We start from the raw sequence: 17,959 nt of genomic DNA, 5'->3' as shown, positions 1-17,959 counted from the left end.
TAGGAGGAATTATTATGTTAAGAGCAATGTACTCAGGGATCAGTGGTCTGAAGAACTTCCAATCGAAATTAGACGTCGTCGGGAACAACATCGCCAACGTCAACACGTTCGGTTATAAAAAAGGTCGTGTCACGTTCAAAGACCTCGTCAGTCAACAAGTCGGTAGTGCGTCAGGCGGTAATGGGGCGACGGCCGGAGGGATTAACCCGAAAGAGGTCGGTCTTGGTGGAACGATGGCGACTGTCGATAACGTCTACAACCAAGGAGCGATGCAAAATACGGGACGTGCGTTAGACGTCGGTATTTCAGGAGAAGGTTTCTTCGTCACAATCGTCAACGGTCAAGCGCAATACACACGTGCCGGTAACTTCTATACGGACAACAACGGTGACTTGGTAACAGGTGAAGGAACTTACTTGTTAGGAACGGGTGCGAAACCTGCGGCTAACCTTCCTGCGCCGAACTTGACTGGAAATATTCCTGATGTCGTAGCTGGATCGACGGCTTACGGTAAAATCTCAATTCCAACAGACGCACGTTCATTGTCAATTGGAAAAGACGGTCAAGTGAGCTATGTCGACGCAGCCGGTGCGTTGCAGACGGCAGGTTATATCGTGACGGCGAACTTTAGCAACAACGCTGGTTTATCGAAAGTCGGCGCCAACAACTTCTTGCAATCACAAAACTCAGGTGATCCACTCATCGGAGCGGCCGGTGATTTAGGGCGAGGTAACCTCGTTTCGGGCGCACTTGAAATGTCGAACGTCGACCTTTCTGAAGAATTTACAGAAATGATTGTGGCACAACGTGGTTTCCAGGCGAACACACGAATCATTACAACATCGGACGAGATTCTTCAAGAGCTCGTTAACTTGAAACGCTGATGATTCGCGTCACAGCATTTCGGGGTGAGGAGTTCGTGCTCAACGCTTTGCTGATCGAAACAGTGAAAGCAGAGCCTGACACGATAATCCAACTGTTTAATGGCAAAACGTATCTCGTGAAAGAAACGAAAGATCAAATCATTGAACGAACTGAAGCCTTTTACCGCTCAATCGGTTTAGTCGGAACGATGTTCACAAGAGGTGAAGAAGATGAGTGAAGAAGAAAAGAAAAAAGGTGGCGGGCTGAAAGTTGTCATCATTTTACTAGTCGTCCTACTCGTCATGGGCGGAGCCGGCTTCATGACGTATAAGTACGTTTTCGGTGACAACGTCACAGCAAAAACGAAACCGGTCACCGCTGAAGAGTTGGCGGAGCGAAGCTTCATGACCGACGACATGACGACGAATATTCAAGATGAGCGTTTCATCAACGTTCAATTCACGATTGTCACAGATTCACTTGAAACAAAAGAGAATCTAGAGCTGCGCAAGTTTCAAGTGCATAATGTCATTCTTGGTGACTTGGCCGGGATGACAAAAACACAGTTGGCAACGAAAGAGGATATGCAAAAGTTTGAACAGACATTACGAGAACAACTTAACGGACTGCTTGAAGAAGGTGAAGTCCAACGCGTCTATATGACGAAGAAAATTATTCAGTGAGGTGGCATCATGGGAGAAGTACTGTCTCAACAAGAAATTGATGCCTTACTATCTGCACTAAGCAGTGGGGATGTCGAAGCGGATTCTTTTCTCGCGCAAGAAGAAGAAAAGAAGGTTCGGCAATATGACTTCAAACGAGCCGTTCGATTTTCTAAAGATCAAATTCGAAGCCTGACTCGGATTCATGAGCATTTCACACGTATGTTGACGACGTTTTTCTCGGCACAACTTCGCACTTATGTTCAATTCACCGTCAACTCGGTCGAACAACTACCGTACGATGAATTCATTCATTCTATCCCGAGTATGACGATGATTAACTTGATTGAAGCGCCGCCGTTAAACGGAAGATTCATCATCGAAGTCAATCCGAACATCTCTTATGCGATGCTCGATCGTCTACTTGGTGGACCGGGTGTGGAAATGGACAAGATTGAGTCGTTCACAGAGATCGAGATGCGAATTTTGACGCAATTGTATAAACGTGCCTTTTCAAGTTATGGAGATGCATGGGAGTCAATTGCAGAAATCAAGGCAGAAATGGCTGCTGTCGAAGTGAATCCGCAGTTCCTTCAACTCGTTTCACCTAACGAGACGGTCGTCCTCATCTCCATTGGAGTGACGATTGGGGAAGTGAGCGGGACGATTAACGTTTGTCTTCCGTTCGTGACAATTGAACCTGTCTTGTCGAAACTTTCGAGTCATTATTGGATGCAGGAAGCGAATCGTCGGAATGCGAGTCAATCGAGCAAAGAGCCACTCAAAGCCCAGTTGATGAACTCGACGGTCGAGGTTGTCTCACTACTCGGAGAGACGACAATTACGTTCGGCGATCTGCTGCATCTTGAAGTTGGGGATTGTTTGGCACTCGATCAAGTGGCAAAAGAGCCTCTATCCATCATGGTAGGGGAAAATAAAGTATTTAAAGGGCAAGTCGGTGTGAGCGGGAAGCGGATGGCGGTTCAAGTGCTTCACCGTGTGAAGGAGGAAGAGCAATGAGTGAAATGCTGTCACAAGATGAAATTGACGCGTTACTACGTGGAACAAGTGACAATACGCCGACGCCAAAGGCGGAAAACGAAGAGCATTTAGATTCGATGGAAAGCGATGCTCTCGGGGAAATCGGAAACATTTCGTTTGGAAATTCGGCAACGGCTTTGTCAACGTTACTACAGCAAAAAGTAGAAATCACGACACCGGTTGTCAGTGAAGTGAGAATCGAGGAGTTGCGTGAGCGTTATCCTACGCCACATGTCGCATTACGTGTTGGGTATACGGAAGGGATAAAAGGGGAGAATGTCCTCGTTTTGACTCGCGAAGATGCCGCTATTATCTCTGACCTCATGTTAGGTGGGACAGGGGAGAACGTCGATCCTGAAAGCCTTGATGAGATTCGCTTATCAGCCGTTCAAGAAGCGATGAACCAAATGATGGGCGCAGCCGCGACATCTTTATCGACGGTGTTTTCGAAGAAAATTGACATCTCTCCACCACTTGTCGAGGTGTTTGACGCAACAAAAAATCAAACGATTATCGATCGTCTTGAACTTTGGGAAACGATGGTGCTCATTGAGTTCAATCTCAAAGTAGGTACATTGATTGATTCCACAATCGTTCAAATTGCTCCAATTCAATTCGGAAAGCAATTAGTCGATGAATTGATGAAAGCGACCGGTGAAGCACAAACGGCAGTGGAGCCTGTAAAAGAACAACCGAAAGCCGAGGCTCCGAAACCTCAGCCGCAAGCTCAACCGCAGGCGCAACCACAACCGGAAAAGCAAAAATCGATGCCAGAGGTCGCGGTAAGCCAAGCAGAATTCATGCCGCTCCAATCACCAGCTCCACAAGAGTCTGTACCGGCAAACCTAGGGCTATTATATGACGTGCCGTTAAACGTGACAGTCGAACTAGGCAGAACGAAAAAATCTGTCCGGGAAGTACTCGAGTTATCACAAGGTTCCATCATCGAGCTCGACAAGCTAGCTGGCGAACCGGTTGATATTTATGTCAACCAACAACGAATTGCTAGAGGAGAAGTTGTCGTGATTGAAGAAAACTTTGGGGTACGTGTAACAGAAATTATTCAACCGCATGAGCGGATCGGAATCGTCTAAGGAGGAATTTAGAATGAGTGCAAAAGTATTAGTAGTAGATGACGCAGCGTTCATGCGTATGATGATCAAGGACATTTTGACAAAGAACGGATATGACGTAGTAGGTGAGGCAGAAAACGGAGCTGACGCGGTCGTGAAGTATCGTGAGCTCACACCGGATCTTGTCACACTTGATATCACGATGCCAGAGATGGATGGTCTCGCGGCATTAAAAGAGATTCGCAGCTTCGACTCGAATGCAAAAGTCATTATGTGTTCGGCAATGGGGCAACAAGCGATGGTCATCGATGCGATTCAAGCAGGAGCGAAGGACTTCATCGTTAAGCCGTTCAACGCGGAACGTGTCATCGAAGCGGTCTCTAAAACGGTCGCACAATGAAGAAATGGTGGTTGATTATTCTCCTCGTGGTCGGACTTTTTGTTCCGGCCACGGTTGAGGCCGCCACCGTAGACCAACAATTCGAGCAAAAACAGACAGAAGAATTGGAAAGTAACGTTCCAACGACAGCGTCAACGATTGGAAATGGCGTGAAAGTCGTGTTGAGTCTCGTAGTCGTGGTCGGCGGTTTTATCGTCTTGATGCGTTGGCTCGGTTCCAAAACACAAGGTGTGAAAGCGACTCAGCATATGAAACACCTCGGAGGCGTCCCACTAGGAAAGGACCGTTCCGTCCAACTCGTGAAACTCGGGGATCAAGTCTATGTCCTCGGCGTCGGGGAATCGATTCAATTGATTGATCGACTCGATGCGGAAGCGATGGATGAAGAGCAGTCAGAGCCTTTATCACTCCGAACGACGAATTCGAATGCATTTTTAGATACCTTTAAGAAACAACTTGCTCAATTAGAAGAAGTGAGGAAGAAGTCATGACAACGTTTGAGCAATTAATCAATTTAGAGACACCAGACAGTACGTCAACGTCGATCAAACTCTTAATTTTATTGACGTTATTGACACTTGCCCCTTCTTTTTTAATTTTGATGACATGCTTCACACGTGTCGTCGTCGTACTCTCTTTCATTCGACCGGCGCTCGGTACACAACAAACACCGCCAAACCAGTTGATTGTCGGATTGGCTTTGTTCATTACATTGTTCGTCATGTCTCCCGTTCTCTCTGATTTGAATGAGAACGCGTTAAAACCTTATCTCGATGACAAAATCTCACAAGATGAGGCGTTTGATGAAGCGAGCGGGACGATGAAAGAATTCATGTCGAAATATACAAGACAGGAAGATTTGCAACTGTTTTTGAAATATGGGAACTACGAGCAACCTGAATCACTTGATGATGTACCGCTTCTCGCTCTCGTTCCGGCTTATGCGATTAGTGAGTTGAAAACAGCTTTCCAAATCGGATTCATGATTTTCTTGCCATTTTTAATTATCGATATGGTCGTCGCAAGTGTGCTCATGTCGATGGGGATGATGATGCTACCACCGGTCATGATCGCCTTACCGTTTAAATTATTACTATTTGTATTGGTCGATGGCTGGCACTTGATTGTGGAATCATTGCTTAGAAGTATGTAGGGGGAACGGACATGACACAAGAAATGGTCATTTACTTGGCAACAGAGAGTGTGTGGACATTATTAAAAATTTCAATGCCGTTGCTGCTCATCTCACTGATTGTCGGTCTCGTGATCTCGATTTTACAGGCCACGACTCAAATTCAAGAACAGACGCTTTCGTTTGTTCCAAAAATCATCTCGGTCTTCATCGGTCTTGTCATTTTTGGACCGTGGATGCTTCAACAAATTGAGGGGTTCACACGATTGATTTTTGAGCTGATGGTCGAGGTTGCGTCGAAATGAACGCAGTTGACTTCATCAGTATGTACGGTCTGACGTTTGCGCGACTCTCTGGCTTTTTTGTCAGTGTCCCATTGTTCTCGACGAGACAGTTGCCGGTTATGCACCGGGTAGGCTTCAGTGCATTTTTAGCGTATTACGCTATGTTCACCATCACCGAGCCGATTCAAATGACGAATGGGTTTGTGCTTCAGGTCGTGTATGAGGTCATGATTGGGCTTTTACTCGGTCTATTGATTAACATTCTCTTTTTCGCTCCGCAAATTGCTGGAGGGGTCATCGACCTTCAACTTGGACTCGCGATGGCTTCCGCATACGATCCGATGTTTGGCGGACAGTCGCCACTAATTGGACGATTTTATTATATTTTTACGCTGTTCATTTTATTGACGAGTAATTTACATTTACTCCTGATTGACGGCATTTATTACAGTTTTCAAATCTATCCACCTGGTCAACCGATGATTAACTTCACGGAAGCCTCACTCATGATGGCAGTGAAAGTGGTCACGATGACGATGATGGTCGCCTTGCAATTGGCCTTGCCGATGATGGCATCTTTATTGCTTGTCGATTTGGCACTTGGTTTTTTAGCAAAATCGGCGCCACAGTTCAATATCTTTGCAATCGGCTTTTCCTTCAAACTGATTGCCGGATTTGCCGTCATGGTCTTGTTGATGGGATTGACACTGACAGGTATTAGTCAGTTCATTCCGTTATTACAAGACGTGATGCACGACTTTATGCTCATACTAGGAGATGCCTCATGAAGAAGCCTCTATATCCTTTATCGGTCAATTTGCAGTTTTTTGCAGGTGAAAAAACAGAAAAAGCGACACCGCGTAAACGAGAGGATTCACGAAAGAAAGGGCAAGTCGCCAAATCCGCTGATTTGACGGGAGCATTCGCGCTCTTTGCCATGTTTCTCATGCTGTCATTCTTCGGACCGATGATTGGGCAACAGTTGCTCTCATTAGTCGGAGATTTACTCAGCCCCCAATACTTACTGTTCAATATATCTGAGGGCATGTCAGGGATGATCATTGACTTGATGCTTCGAGTCGGATTGATTTTGGCGCCATTCTTTATCGTCGCTGTCGTGTTTGGGATTCTCATCAATTATTTACAAGTTGGAACGCTTTTTTCCTTAGAAGCGATCCAGCCAAAGCTCGAGCGAATCGACCCGATTAAAGGGGTGAAACGTATCGTCAGCATGAAAGCGGTCGTCGAATTTTTAAAGTCCTTATTCAAATTTTTAATCATCCTGACAACCGCTGTCGCTGTCCTTTGGCAAAACCAAAAAGAATTGTCCCGGATGGCCGTCGAACAGATTCGAGAATCCATCGTCGCGCTCGCAGGGATCACGATTGAACTTGGTCTCTGGGTGAGTGTTGCATTGCTCGCACTCGCATTACTCGACTTTTTTTATCAACGATTTGATTTCGAAAAATCGATTCGTATGTCAAAGCAAGACATAAAAGACGAGTATAAAAACTCAGAAGGTGACCCGCTGATCAAATCTAAGATTAAGCAACAACAACGAGAAATGGCGATGCGACGCATGATGCAAGAAATTCCGAATGCCGACGTCGTCATCACGAACCCGACCCATTACGCGGTCGTCATCCGCTACGATGATACGAAAGACTTTGCCCCGCTCGTTGTGGCAAAAGGGGTCGACCGAGTCGCCTTTCATATTCGAGATGTCGCAAAAGAGCACAATGTGGCGATTGTTGAGAACAAGCCGCTTGCACGGGCGCTATATGCGCAAATCGATATCGGAGAAGTGGTAGACGAATCGTTCTATCAAGCGATTGCGGAAGTGCTCGCATTCGTCTATCAAATGAAGCAACCGTCTTGAGGAGGAGTATGTGTTGGCAGTAAAAGCGAAAGACTTTGCAGTTTTGATTGGTGTCTTGATGATTGTCATCATGCTGATCATCCCGTTACCGGGCTTTTTATTAGATTTTTTAATCATCGTAAATATTTTAATCGCCCTCATGATCTTACTAGTGGCGATGAATGCCAGAGAAGCGCTCGACTTCTCCGTATTCCCTTCCCTCTTATTGATTGTGACGTTGTTTCGTCTCGGTTTGAACGTATCGACGACCCGTTCGATTCTCTCAAACGGTTACGGAGGGGAAGTCATTGCGACGTTCGGTGATTTCGTAATCGGAGGAAATGTCCTTGTCGGATTCGTTGTCTTCCTCATTCTCGTCATCATTCAGTTCGTCGTCATCACAAAAGGTGCCGAGCGTGTATCTGAGGTATCTGCCCGCTTCACGCTTGATGCGATGCCAGGGAAACAGATGGCCATCGATGCTGACTTGAACTCCGGACTAATTGACGACAAGGAAGCGCAGATGCGTCGCCGTAAAATTCAAAGCGAGGCCGATTTTTATGGTTCGATGGATGGGGCATCCAAGTTCGTCAAAGGGGATGCCATCGCCGGTATCATCATCGTGACGATTAACTTGATCTTCGGAATCATTATCGGTGTCGTTCAGATGGGATTACCGGTCGGAGAAGCGTTCACAACGTTCTCGCTCATGACGATCGGGGACGGACTCGTCAGTCAAATCCCGGCACTCTTGATTTCAACGGCAACCGGAATTATCGTGACCCGTGCCGTCTCGGACGGCAATTTAGGAGAAGATGTGATCGACCAGCTTGGTCAAAACCCATCGCTTCTCTATATCGCTGGCGCCATCGTCTTCATGCTCGGTTTCGTGTCACCACCACTTATCCCGGTGACGATGATCATTGCAGGTACGGCCTTCTTCGGAGCCTATACGATGCGACGAAACATCCGGCAGGCGACGGAAGATCCCATCATGGAAGAAGAGCCTTCGACAGCTCCGACGGAATCTGTCGTCTCGCTCTTACAAATCGATTCGATTGAATTCGAATTCGGATACGGATTGATCCCACTTGCGGATGAGTCGCAAGGCGGTGACTTGTTGGACCGTGTCGTCATGATTCGTCGTCAACTCGCGCTCGAGCTCGGATTCATCTTGCCGACGGTTCGGATTCGCGACCATTTACAGCTTTCGCCGAACGCGTATCGCATCAAGGTGAAAGGAAACGTCGTCGCAGAAGGTGAGTTGTTGCTCGACCATTACTTGGCGATGAGCCCAGGGATTGAAGACCCGGAAGTATACGGGATTGAAACGACGGAACCGGCATTTGGTCTTCCGGCCCTCTGGATTGATGAGGAGACACGGACGCGAGCAGAAATGAGTGGATATACCGTCGTGGATCCGCCGTCCGTTGTCGCGACACATCTGACCGAAACGCTGAAGAAACATGCTGCCGATTTACTCGGTCGTGAAGAAACGAAACAACTCGTCGAGCATTTGAAGGAAACCCATCCAGTTCTCGTTGAAGATGTGACGCCTTCAGTGCTTTCAATCGGTGAAATTCAAAAAGTGTTACGTCACTTGTTACAAGAAAATGTATCGATTCGAAACTTACCTCTTTTGTTCGAGACAATGGCTGACTACGGGAAAGTGACAAAAGATGCAGAAATCCTCGGTGAATATTGCCGTCAAGGGTTGTCACGCCAACTGACCGACCAAGTCAAACCACCTGAAGGTCCATTGTATGTGGTCACGTTAGGTGGTCAGACGGAACAGACCGTTCAAGACGCCGTACAAAAGACGGAGTTTGGGAACTACTTGGCACTCGACCCAGAGCAGGCGCGCGACATTATCGAGCGCACAGGAGAACAACTGTCGATGTTTGAACGGTATGGAGCGTCAGCGGTCATTTTATGTTCACCGACGATTCGACTATTTGTTCGACAGTTGCTTGAACGATACTATCCAGATGTTCCCGTATTGGCATATAACGAATTACTCAGTTCCGTTGAAGTGAAAAGTATTGGGGTGATTTAAATGCAGATTAAAAAATTTACAGCGAAAACGATGGCTGAAGCGATGACGAAAGTGAAGCAAGAGTTAGGTGATGAAGCGGTGATCCTAAATTCACGGCAAGTGAAGACCGGATGGTTCGGTTTATTCGCTTCGAAACAAGTGGAAGTCATCGCTGCACTTGAAAAAGAGCAAACGGTCACGAAACCTAGACAGTCTGTATCGGTTCAAACAAAGCCGATTCAAACGGTATCACCTCAAACATCACCAGCACCTCGTATGGTAGGAGGAGCGGCGCCAAGACTCCATACGTCACTACAACATGTCGAAGCGTTACTTTCGACGGAGTCGTTCGCGGAAGAATCGTGGGAAGAGACGTTGAACGAGCTCTACTATACGACGAAGTCTGTAGAAGCGGCTGAACAGTACGTGTATGAACAAGTCAAATCGTCCTTCGGCGAGCCACCTGAGGCGAAACGTTATGTCATGGTCGTCGGACCGACCGGCGTCGGTAAAACGACGACACTTGCCAAACTAGCTGCGCATTTCAAGTTGAAAGAAGGCAAGACAGTCGGGTTGATCACGACTGACACATATCGAATCGCAGCCATCGAACAGTTGAAGACGTACGCTGAAATTATGAGTATCCCCGTCGAAGTGGCATATGATTTCCATGACTTTAAGCGGGCAAAGCAATTATTTGCCCGAAAGGACATCGTGTTGATCGACACGGCAGGTCGCAACTTCCGAGATCCTGCGTACGTGGAACAGTTTCACGAACATCATGACTTTACGGAAACGAGTTTATCGCTCGTGTTAAGTTTGACATCAAAAATGAAAGATATGGATATGATCTACTCCCAGTTCGAGTCACTCCCACTCAGTTCGCTCATCTTCACAAAAGCAGATGAGACGAGTGACATTCACGCGATGTATCGAATGGTGAAAAAGAGCGGTCTTCCTGTCGCATGGATGACGGACGGTCAAGAAGTGCCGGATGATTTGATTCGGGGAGATGCGGATGCGTTGACGAAACGACTGTTTGAGAAAGAAGGGTGGACAAGATGGACCAAGCAAGGCGTTTAAGAGCAATCAATGATGTCCATCCGACGACCATCGCCTTTGCGAGCGGGAAAGGCGGTGTCGGAAAGACGAACGTATGCGTGAACACGGCTATCGCTCTTTCAGAGCTCGGAAAGCGGGTATTGATTGTCGATTTTGATATCGGGATGGCCAACGTCCATATCTTAATGAACGCAATGAAGTCGAGAACGATGATGGAGTCCGTAAAAGCTCGCATTCCATTGGCTGCAGCTGTTCAGAAAAATGTGCATGGTGTCGATATATTACATGGAGGGAGTGGACAAGACCAACTCGTCCATCTCTCAGAAGATGACATGCAATTTCTCATGCGAGAACTCGAAGTACTGACCGCATATGATTACGTCCTCTTCGATATGGGCGCCGGGGCGACGGATACCTCGCTGCAATTTATTGCAGGCTGTGATGAAATGTTTTTGATTTTAACGCCGGAACCGACCTCGCTCATGGACGGATACGCATATACAAAACTAGTGCATCATCAATATCCAGACTTACCGCTGGGTGTCATCGTGAACCGAGCCCAGTCTGGAGAGGAAGCACTACAATGTTTCGAACGGATGGAAGTCGCATGCAAGCAGTTCTTAAATAAGACGATTCGATTCCTCGGATTTTTACCAGATGACCCTTCAGTCAGAAAGGCAGTCATCGCCCAAGTCCCGTTTTATCAATACAATCGAAAAAGTGATATTAGCTGGCGGCTCGAACGAATTTTGACAACGCTTACGGGAACGCCTCCGAAACCACGTCACTTGATGGACCGTTTGATGGGGAACTTACGGAAACAGTGGAACCGAGTATAACGACAGGGAGGCAAATGAGATGGACGTGAACGAATACTTAGGGTTGTTTTTAGATGAATCCCAAGAACATATCCAATCAATCAACACACAGTTACTTAAGCTAGAACAATCGGGTGGGGCGGATGTCGTTCAAGAGATTTTCCGATCTGCGCATACGTTAAAAGGGATGTCCTCGACGATGGGGTACGAACACGTCGCCAATTTGACGCATGAGATGGAAAGTGCACTCGACCTCGTTCGTGGCGGAAAAAAGGAAAGCAACCAACTATTGTTGGATACGATGTTCATCGCTATGGAACAGATGGAGGACATGATTGCTGACATTGAGAACGGCGGACGAGGTGCGAACGTGGATGTTTCTGAAACGGTCGCTGCCTTCCAATCGTTCATCGGTGGAAAAGAGGTCGTGGTCACAGAGGTAAAAGAGTCAAATACATTCGAAGTCGACCTTTACACGAATTCGGTCATCGAACAGGCGAAACAGACAGGATTCGAGGCCTATCAAATCACCGTGAAATTATCAGACGCTGTCGTCCTGAAAGCAGCTCGGGCGTATATGGTGTTCGATCGTCTCCAAGAATTGGGCGAAGTCGTACGCACGAACCCGGAGACAGAGGAAATCGAGCAAGAGCAATTCGATTTGTCGTTTGACGTCTTATTCCTATCACAAGAGGCGACGGAAGTCATTGAACATGCCATCGCCCAAGTGTCGGAAGTGGAACGTGTCGAAGTCAATGTGTTCACAGGAACGTCAGAAAGCGAACCAGAAGTCGCAGTGACAGCCGAAGTGGTAGTACCAGAACCAGTGGTACAGAAAGCCGCAGACCAAGAAGAAAAAGAAACAAAAGATACGAAGGAACAAGTGGCTGCACAGGCTCAAGCGAAAACGATTCGCGTCAACTTAGAACGAATCGATCGTCTCATGAACTTGTTCGAGGAATTCATCATCGATCGTGGACGTTTAGAACGACTCGCTGATGAGGTGGGTCAACCAGAATTGAACGAAACCGTTGAAAAAATCAAACGAGGTACGAACGAACTGCAATCTCTCGTGTTGACACTACGGATGATGCCGATTGAGCAAGTGTTCAATCGCTTCCCACGCATGGTTCGCTCGGTCGCAAAAGAAATCCACAAGAAAGTTCAATTGGATATTTCGGGTGCGGAGACAGAACTTGATCGTACGGTCATTGATGAGATTGGAGACCCGCTCGTTCACTTGATTCGTAATGCGATCGATCATGGAATCGAACGCCCTGAAGTTCGCGTGAAAGCAGGCAAACCGGAACAAGGAATGCTCGCCCTTCGCGCTTATCACGGCGGCAACCGTGTCTTTATCGAGATTGAGGATGACGGTGCGGGGATCAACGTTGACAAAGTTCGTGCAAAAGCATTGGAACGTGGCGTGATTTCAGATGAAGAGGCGACTGTGATGTCTGAGAACGAGTTGGCGATGTTAATCTTCGCTCCAGGCTTCTCGACAGCTGACGTCGTGACGGACCTTTCAGGTCGCGGTGTCGGACTCGATGTCGTGAAAAATAAAATCGAGTCACTCGGTGGTGTCGTTTCGTTAGAGACGGTTGCAGGACAAGGGACGAAATTCCAGGTAAGTCTGCCACTCACCCTCTCGATCATCTCGGCCATGCTCGTACAAGTCGGTGAGGAATCGTATGCGATTCCGTTGTCATCGATTCTCGAGACGACTTTGCTTGATGAAGCGGACATCTTGACGGCGCACCGCGAGCGTGTCTTTGATTTCCGTGGCCAGTTGGTTCCGCTCGTCTATTTAAAAGAAATGTTCGGAATCGAATCGGAGACGAAGTCGCAATTCCCGGTCGTTGTCGTTCGAAAAGGAAACAAACTTGTCGGTGTCGTCGTCAACGATTTGATCGGCCAGCAAGAAATTGTCATGAAACCGCTCGGTACGTATCTTGAAGGGATTCCTGCTATCTCAGGTGCGACCATTCTCGGTGACGGTCGCGTCGCTCTTATCGTAGATAGTAACGATCTCTTTTAAGGAGGAATATAGATGGAACAGAAATGGGTAGTCTTTTCACTTGAAGAAAATACGTACGGAATCGATGTACAATCGGTCCGTTCAATCGAGCGACTTCAGCCGATCACACGCGTCCCGAACGCCCCGTCACACGTGAAAGGGGTCATCAATCTTCGGGGTGTCGTCACACCGGTCATCGACCTTCGTTTGCGCCTCGGTTATGAAGAAATCGAACCGACGGATGAGACGCGTATTTTAATCGCATCATTGAATCAAGGGGATGCGGGCTTCATCGTCGACCGCGCAAACGAAGTGGTTGAAAGTGATGAAGTGCGGATTGAACCGATTCCTGAATCGAGTCGCGACATGATTTCAGCACACTTGACAGCCATCGCTAAAGGAGAAGACAAACTCTTCTCACTTCTCGATGCGAATGCGTTGTTTGAGGAACAGTATGCTGAGTGAGTTTGAGCAAGACTTGTTAAAGGAACTGGGAAATATAGGGTCTGGTCATGCGGCTACTGCATTATCCGCCATGTTAGCCAAACCGGTGAATATCACGGTCTCCTCGGCTGAGATGGAGCCAATCTCGTATTTGCCTGATCGAGTGGGTGGTCCGGAGCGACATGTCGCTTCGGTGCTACTCGAGTTAGACGGTGAGATACGCGGCATGATTCTCATTTTGTTTGCCGTCGAGGACGCCGAACAGATGGTATCGACACTCATTGGGATGCCATTCTCGTTCCAATCAACTGATGAGCTAGGGATATCGGCTTGGGAAGAAGTCGGGAATATTATGAGCGGTGCTTATGCCCGGGCACTTGGTGACTGGCTACAGACACCAATCATGATTCAAGTGCCGGCAACGGCAATCGATATGGCTGGGTCAATCGTCGAGTTTGTCGTGACATCGGTTCAACCTGAAGAAGATGCCGCATTGTACATCGACACGACATTTATGATTGATCAAAAAGTAAGCGCTGGGCATGTGTTGTTCCTACCGACACATGGTTCGCTCAAACGTATTCAAGAACGGTTGCTCGGCAATGGCTGACGTATTAAAAATCGGCATCGCCGAATGGAAACAAACGACAGCACCGAATCGCCTTCGTACAGCTGGACTCGGGTCGTGTGTTGGAGTCATTTTATATGACACTCGTCTCCAATTGGCGGCAATGGCGCATGTCATGTTACCCGACTCGACCATTGCTCGGAAGAATCAAACGATTGAAGTAGGAAAATATGCAGACACAGCCATCGACACGCTCGTCCGTTCTCTTAAACGAGAAGGAGCGACGCGGTTACAAGCCAAAATGGCAGGCGGCGCTCAAATGTTTCAATTTAAATATGAGAATGAAGCGATGCGGATCGGAGAACGGAACGCCGAGGCGATTCGCCAAGCATTAAAAGTTCATCGGATTCCGCTCGTGGCCGAAGATTGTGGCGGACATAACGGACGAACGATCGAATTCGATGTAGCGACTTCGATTTTATCGATTCGGACGGTGAGCGTAGGCACGAAAGAACTATAAGGGGGGATCGACATGACGACTCATCTTACACAGTTGTGGGATCGCTGGAATACGGACCGTGATATGGATACAGCAAACGAACTACTAGCACATTACGAGTTTCTCATCCACTACCACGTACAACGGATGATCGTGACGCTTCCAAAAAGCGTCGAACGCGACGAATTGAAAAGTTTGGGTTACATGGGATTGTACGATGCCCTTATGAAATATGATCCAGAGCATAACAATAAATTTGATACGTACGCTGCCTTTCGGATTCGGGGAGCCATCATCGATGGGTTGCGAAAAGTAGATTGGTTGCCTCGTTCGGTTCGGGAGAAAGTAAAAAAAATCGACCACGTGGCAGAACAACTTGAACAATCGTTACATCGCGCCCCGACGAAGCATGAGCTAGCAGTCGCCTGTGACCTTCCTGTTTCTGAAATTGAACGGACGATGGCAGAAGGGTATTTTGCCAATATGCTGTCGATTGATGAGGCTGTGACGTTACAAGAAGAAGGCAAAGTGATGTCTGTCACGTATTTCGACCCAGACTCTGAAAAACCGGAAGATACCCTACTGCAACAAGAGTTAATTGATGTGCTCGCGACAGAAGTCGACCATTTGTCCGAAAAAGAGCGGCTCGTCGTATCGCTATTCTATTTTGATGAACTGACATTGACCGAAATCGGTGAAGTGCTCGAACTGTCCACCTCTCGCATTTCTCAAATCCATTCAAAAGCGTTGAAGACGTTAAAGCAGGCACTCGGACGGTCGTATTTAGAAGAAAAGACATCGTAAGGAGATGAACAAGTGTATATTGTATATGTGATCACGGCTTGTTTGGTTGCTTACGGTTTTTTATTCGGGTACCGTCAAGTCCAGGCGTTACAAGAACGGGTTGAGCGACTCGAACGAGAGAAACAGGAGACGGAGACGTTGCTTCTCTCGTTCATGGAGTCGATGAATGATCTTGTCACGAAAGAACCCGTAGAGCGTAAAGCGGACGTTCATCAGGTGGATGTGTCCGTACCTGTTGAAACAAAAGCGGATGTCGTGTCAAACGACTTAGATGAAGACAAGTCAAAACCGTCAATTGACGTAGATGATGTGTTATTGCGGCACTCGGTCCGAGATGCTGCCCGCATTCTTGGAAAAGGGGAAGGTGAACTCGCGCTATATGCGAAACTTCGCAAAAAGTGAGAGTTGCCGGATTTCGTGACATATGCTATAGTAGTTCTCGGTGTTAAACACATCACACACGTCTCGGGATGGTATTCCTCGGTGCCGAAAGGTCGGAATACAACAATGAACGAGGCGGAGGACTTTTTTAAACCACAAGGAGGAAATTTATCATGGCAGTAATTTCAATGAAGCAATTGCTTGAAGCTGGTGTACACTTCGGTCACCAAACACGCCGTTGGAACCCAAAAATGGCGAAATACATCTTCACAGAGCGTAACGGGATCTACATCATCGACCTTCAAAAAACGGTCAAAAAAGTAGACGAAGCTTACAACTTTGTTCGTGAACTCGCGGCAGAAGGCGGAAACGTCCTCTTCGTAGGTACGAAAAAACAAGCTCAAGATACAATCAAAGAAGAAGCAATCCGTTCTGGTATGTTCTTCATTAACGAACGTTGGTTGGGTGGAACACTCACTAACTTCTCAACAATCAAAAAGCGTATTAACCGCTTGAAGCAACTCGAAAAAATGGAAGAAGACGGCACGTTCGAAGTACTTCCTAAGAAAGAAGTCATCATCTTGAAAAAAGAAATGACTCGTCTTGAGAAGTTCCTCGGCGGAATCAAGGATATGCCTGGAGTGCCTGACGCCCTCTTCATCGTTGACCCACGTAAAGAGCGTATCGCAATCGCGGAAGCTCACAAATTGAACATCCCAATCGTTGCGATTGTCGACACAAACTGTGACCCAGATGAAATCGACTACGTCATCCCAGCGAACGACGATGCAATTCGTGCAGTTAAATTGCTCACTTCGAAAATGGCTGATGCTATTATCGAAGCGAAGCAAGGTGAAGAAGAAGTTGCTGAAGAAGCTGTAGCGACAGAAGCTGAAGCTACAGAAGCTGAGTAATCAGTGAGACAATAGGTGATAAAGGGAAAGCCTTTTATCACCTTTTTTTAGGACAAGTATTCAAAAAGCCTCGTGCTTTTTCTTAAAATTCGTTAGTTTTACAAGGAGGAATTTCCGATGGCAGTTACAGCAGCAATGGTAAAAGAACTTCGTGAAAAAACAGGAGCAGGAATGCTCGATTGCAAAAAAGCACTCGTTGAAACAGACGGTGACATGCAAGCAGCAATCGACTTCCTTCGCGAAAAAGGAATCGCTAAAGCAGCAGCAAAAGGTGATCGTATCGCCGCTGAAGGTTTGACAGCAGTAGCAGTTGAAGGCAACAAAGCTGTGCTCGTCGAAATCAACTCAGAAACAGACTTCGTTGCGAAGAACGAGAAGTTCCAAACACTCGTAAACAACGTAGCGAAAGCAGTACTCGCTTCAGGCGCAACAACTGCAGAAGCAGCACTCGCAGCTGACTACGAAGCAGGCAAAACGCTTGAAACGTACATCCAAGAAGAAGCTTCTACAATCGGAGAGAAAATTTCACTCCGCCGTGTAGCTGTTCTTGAAAAAGCTGACGATGCTGTATTCGGTACGTACCTCCACATGGGTGGTCGCATCGGTTCTGTCGTTGTAATCGACGGCACATCTGACGAAACAGTTGCAAAAGACGTAGCGATGCACGTTGCAGCAGCACGTCCACTTTACGCGACACGCGACGAAGTATCAGCTGAAGAAATCGACCGTGAGAAGAAAGTCTTGACTGAGCAAGCTCTTAACGAAGGCAAGCCTGCTAACATCGTTGAGAAAATGATTGCTGGTCGCATGAACAAGTACTTCGAGGAAATCTGCCTCGTAGACCAAACGTTCGTAAAAGACGGCGACTTCAAAGTTGGGAAGTACGTAGAATCTAAAGGCGGGAAAGTCAACTCGTTCGTACGCTTCGAAGTAGGAGAAGGTATGGAGAAACGTGAAGAGAACTTTGCTGAAGAAGTTATGAACCAACTTAAAAAATAATCTGCGTCATCGCATATGATGCAACCAAAATTGGGAACACGTCTGTATAACCTTGAGTTAGTTCGTTAAGGGAGCGTGTTCCCTTTTTTCAAGCAAGAGGAGGC

The 17,959-nt window shown here is 47.2% G+C and carries 22 protein-coding genes; all 22 read left to right on the top strand.

The annotated features are described in order from the left end of the window. Window positions 1-14: 14 nt before the first annotated feature. The 22 genes from flgG to tsf all read left to right on the top strand — a co-directional run bounded on the left by flgG (window position 15) and on the right by tsf (window position 17,855). Window positions 15-884, top strand: coding sequence for a flagellar basal body rod protein FlgG (flgG, locus tag KNO87_RS04405; RefSeq protein WP_074034702.1), 870 nt, complete (start codon window positions 15-17; stop codon window positions 882-884). Next, window positions 884-1,102, top strand: a complete 219-nt coding sequence (locus KNO87_RS04400; protein WP_031421671.1) for a flagellar FlbD family protein — start codon at window positions 884-886, stop codon at window positions 1,100-1,102. Before flgG ends, KNO87_RS04400 begins: the two co-directional genes overlap by 1 nt. After that, window positions 1,095-1,547 carry a flagellar basal body-associated FliL family protein gene (locus KNO87_RS04395; RefSeq protein WP_214788798.1) on the top strand — a complete coding sequence of 151 codons (453 nt, stop codon included), beginning with the start codon at window positions 1,095-1,097 and terminating at the stop codon, window positions 1,545-1,547. The genes KNO87_RS04400 and KNO87_RS04395 overlap by 8 nt, the downstream gene beginning before the upstream one ends. A 9-nt stretch (window positions 1,548-1,556) precedes the next feature. After that, a complete protein-coding gene (gene fliM, locus KNO87_RS04390) occupies window positions 1,557-2,546 on the top strand; it encodes a flagellar motor switch protein FliM (protein ID WP_214788795.1) in 990 nt (329 codons plus the stop codon). Then, window positions 2,543-3,661: a flagellar motor switch phosphatase FliY gene (fliY, locus tag KNO87_RS04385; RefSeq protein ID WP_214794079.1), complete on the top strand. Its 1,119-nt coding sequence runs from the start codon at window positions 2,543-2,545 to the stop codon at window positions 3,659-3,661. Before fliM ends, fliY begins: the two co-directional genes overlap by 4 nt. Before the next feature lie 13 nt (window positions 3,662-3,674). Beyond that, on the top strand, window positions 3,675-4,040 hold the full coding sequence (locus tag KNO87_RS04380) for a response regulator (protein ID WP_074034690.1): 366 nt from the start codon (window positions 3,675-3,677) through the stop codon (window positions 4,038-4,040). Further along, window positions 4,037-4,531, top strand: coding sequence for a flagellar biosynthetic protein FliO (locus KNO87_RS04375; protein ID WP_214794076.1), 495 nt, complete (start codon window positions 4,037-4,039; stop codon window positions 4,529-4,531). The genes KNO87_RS04380 and KNO87_RS04375 overlap by 4 nt, the downstream gene beginning before the upstream one ends. Next, on the top strand, window positions 4,528-5,193 hold the full coding sequence (fliP, locus tag KNO87_RS04370) for a flagellar type III secretion system pore protein FliP (protein ID WP_074034688.1): 666 nt from the start codon (window positions 4,528-4,530) through the stop codon (window positions 5,191-5,193). Before KNO87_RS04375 ends, fliP begins: the two co-directional genes overlap by 4 nt. A gap of 11 nt (window positions 5,194-5,204) precedes the next feature. Further along, window positions 5,205-5,477, top strand: coding sequence for a flagellar biosynthesis protein FliQ (gene fliQ / locus KNO87_RS04365; protein WP_015881403.1), 273 nt, complete (start codon window positions 5,205-5,207; stop codon window positions 5,475-5,477). Continuing rightward, on the top strand, window positions 5,474-6,244 hold the full coding sequence (gene fliR, locus KNO87_RS04360) for a flagellar biosynthetic protein FliR (protein WP_214794074.1): 771 nt from the start codon (window positions 5,474-5,476) through the stop codon (window positions 6,242-6,244). Before fliQ ends, fliR begins: the two co-directional genes overlap by 4 nt. Continuing rightward, entirely contained in the window at window positions 6,241-7,335 is a 1,095-nt protein-coding gene (gene flhB, locus KNO87_RS04355; RefSeq protein ID WP_214794072.1) for a flagellar biosynthesis protein FlhB, read from the top strand. Before fliR ends, flhB begins: the two co-directional genes overlap by 4 nt. 13 nt (window positions 7,336-7,348) lie before the next feature. Continuing rightward, window positions 7,349-9,370, top strand: a complete 2,022-nt coding sequence (flhA, locus tag KNO87_RS04350; RefSeq protein ID WP_285800642.1) for a flagellar biosynthesis protein FlhA — start codon at window positions 7,349-7,351, stop codon at window positions 9,368-9,370. Further along, entirely contained in the window at window positions 9,371-10,432 is a 1,062-nt protein-coding gene (locus tag KNO87_RS04345) for a flagellar biosynthesis protein FlhF (protein ID WP_214794066.1), read from the top strand. Then, the gene (locus KNO87_RS04340) at window positions 10,411-11,250 is read left to right on the top strand and encodes a MinD/ParA family protein (RefSeq protein WP_214788773.1); all 840 of its coding nucleotides are present in this window, start codon (window positions 10,411-10,413) and stop codon (window positions 11,248-11,250) included. The genes KNO87_RS04345 and KNO87_RS04340 overlap by 22 nt, the downstream gene beginning before the upstream one ends. 19 nt (window positions 11,251-11,269) lie before the next feature. After that, window positions 11,270-13,267 (top strand): chemotaxis protein CheA, encoded by a 1,998-nt coding sequence (locus tag KNO87_RS04335; RefSeq protein ID WP_214794063.1) that lies wholly within the window; start codon window positions 11,270-11,272, stop codon window positions 13,265-13,267. A 12-nt stretch (window positions 13,268-13,279) separates the two neighbouring features. Then, window positions 13,280-13,711 (top strand): chemotaxis protein CheW, encoded by a 432-nt coding sequence (locus KNO87_RS04330; protein ID WP_074034681.1) that lies wholly within the window; start codon window positions 13,280-13,282, stop codon window positions 13,709-13,711. Beyond that, window positions 13,701-14,300, top strand: coding sequence for a chemotaxis protein CheC (locus tag KNO87_RS04325; RefSeq protein ID WP_214788766.1), 600 nt, complete (start codon window positions 13,701-13,703; stop codon window positions 14,298-14,300). Before KNO87_RS04330 ends, KNO87_RS04325 begins: the two co-directional genes overlap by 11 nt. Beyond that, a complete protein-coding gene (locus KNO87_RS04320; RefSeq protein ID WP_214794060.1) occupies window positions 14,293-14,778 on the top strand; it encodes a chemotaxis protein CheD in 486 nt (161 codons plus the stop codon). The genes KNO87_RS04325 and KNO87_RS04320 overlap by 8 nt, the downstream gene beginning before the upstream one ends. A gap of 12 nt (window positions 14,779-14,790) precedes the next feature. Continuing rightward, on the top strand, window positions 14,791-15,561 hold the full coding sequence (locus KNO87_RS04315; RefSeq protein WP_214788760.1) for a FliA/WhiG family RNA polymerase sigma factor: 771 nt from the start codon (window positions 14,791-14,793) through the stop codon (window positions 15,559-15,561). A gap of 12 nt (window positions 15,562-15,573) precedes the next feature. Then, window positions 15,574-15,963, top strand: coding sequence for a hypothetical protein (locus tag KNO87_RS04310; protein ID WP_214794057.1), 390 nt, complete (start codon window positions 15,574-15,576; stop codon window positions 15,961-15,963). A 152-nt stretch (window positions 15,964-16,115) separates the two neighbouring features. Beyond that, window positions 16,116-16,856 carry a 30S ribosomal protein S2 gene (rpsB, locus tag KNO87_RS04305; RefSeq protein ID WP_015881415.1) on the top strand — a complete coding sequence of 247 codons (741 nt, stop codon included), beginning with the start codon at window positions 16,116-16,118 and terminating at the stop codon, window positions 16,854-16,856. A gap of 117 nt (window positions 16,857-16,973) precedes the next feature. Continuing rightward, complete coding sequence (gene tsf, locus KNO87_RS04300) at window positions 16,974-17,855, top strand: translation elongation factor Ts (RefSeq protein WP_074034676.1); 882 nt, start codon at window positions 16,974-16,976, stop codon at window positions 17,853-17,855. The last annotated feature ends 104 nt before the right edge of the window (window positions 17,856-17,959 follow it).

The organism is Exiguobacterium sp. s34 (assembly GCF_018617435.1).
In the GTDB taxonomy this organism is placed as follows: domain Bacteria; phylum Bacillota; class Bacilli; order Exiguobacteriales; family Exiguobacteriaceae; genus Exiguobacterium; species Exiguobacterium aestuarii.
This window is presented reverse-complemented; position numbering and strand designations above follow the sequence as displayed.

What these genes read in the sequence shown, in the direction of transcription:
- flgG (WP_074034702.1), top strand. Translation starts at nt 15, where the DNA reads ATGTTAAGAGCAATGTACTCAGGGATCAGTGGTCTGAAGAACTTCCAA.
- KNO87_RS04400 (WP_031421671.1), top strand. Translation starts at nt 884, where the DNA reads ATGATTCGCGTCACAGCATTTCGGGGTGAGGAGTTCGTGCTCAACGCT.
- KNO87_RS04395 (WP_214788798.1), top strand. Translation starts at nt 1,095, where the DNA reads ATGAGTGAAGAAGAAAAGAAAAAAGGTGGCGGGCTGAAAGTTGTCATC.
- fliM (WP_214788795.1), top strand. Translation starts at nt 1,557, where the DNA reads ATGGGAGAAGTACTGTCTCAACAAGAAATTGATGCCTTACTATCTGCA.
- fliY (WP_214794079.1), top strand. Translation starts at nt 2,543, where the DNA reads ATGAGTGAAATGCTGTCACAAGATGAAATTGACGCGTTACTACGTGGA.
- KNO87_RS04380 (WP_074034690.1), top strand. Translation starts at nt 3,675, where the DNA reads ATGAGTGCAAAAGTATTAGTAGTAGATGACGCAGCGTTCATGCGTATG.
- KNO87_RS04375 (WP_214794076.1), top strand. Translation starts at nt 4,037, where the DNA reads ATGAAGAAATGGTGGTTGATTATTCTCCTCGTGGTCGGACTTTTTGTT.
- fliP (WP_074034688.1), top strand. Translation starts at nt 4,528, where the DNA reads ATGACAACGTTTGAGCAATTAATCAATTTAGAGACACCAGACAGTACG.
- fliQ (WP_015881403.1), top strand. Translation starts at nt 5,205, where the DNA reads ATGACACAAGAAATGGTCATTTACTTGGCAACAGAGAGTGTGTGGACA.
- fliR (WP_214794074.1), top strand. Translation starts at nt 5,474, where the DNA reads ATGAACGCAGTTGACTTCATCAGTATGTACGGTCTGACGTTTGCGCGA.
- flhB (WP_214794072.1), top strand. Translation starts at nt 6,241, where the DNA reads ATGAAGAAGCCTCTATATCCTTTATCGGTCAATTTGCAGTTTTTTGCA.
- KNO87_RS04345 (WP_214794066.1), top strand. Translation starts at nt 9,371, where the DNA reads ATGCAGATTAAAAAATTTACAGCGAAAACGATGGCTGAAGCGATGACG.
- KNO87_RS04340 (WP_214788773.1), top strand. Translation starts at nt 10,411, where the DNA reads ATGGACCAAGCAAGGCGTTTAAGAGCAATCAATGATGTCCATCCGACG.
- KNO87_RS04335 (WP_214794063.1), top strand. Translation starts at nt 11,270, where the DNA reads ATGGACGTGAACGAATACTTAGGGTTGTTTTTAGATGAATCCCAAGAA.
- KNO87_RS04330 (WP_074034681.1), top strand. Translation starts at nt 13,280, where the DNA reads ATGGAACAGAAATGGGTAGTCTTTTCACTTGAAGAAAATACGTACGGA.
- KNO87_RS04325 (WP_214788766.1), top strand. Translation starts at nt 13,701, where the DNA reads ATGCTGAGTGAGTTTGAGCAAGACTTGTTAAAGGAACTGGGAAATATA.
- KNO87_RS04320 (WP_214794060.1), top strand. Translation starts at nt 14,293, where the DNA reads ATGGCTGACGTATTAAAAATCGGCATCGCCGAATGGAAACAAACGACA.
- KNO87_RS04315 (WP_214788760.1), top strand. Translation starts at nt 14,791, where the DNA reads ATGACGACTCATCTTACACAGTTGTGGGATCGCTGGAATACGGACCGT.
- rpsB (WP_015881415.1), top strand. Translation starts at nt 16,116, where the DNA reads ATGGCAGTAATTTCAATGAAGCAATTGCTTGAAGCTGGTGTACACTTC.
- tsf (WP_074034676.1), top strand. Translation starts at nt 16,974, where the DNA reads ATGGCAGTTACAGCAGCAATGGTAAAAGAACTTCGTGAAAAAACAGGA.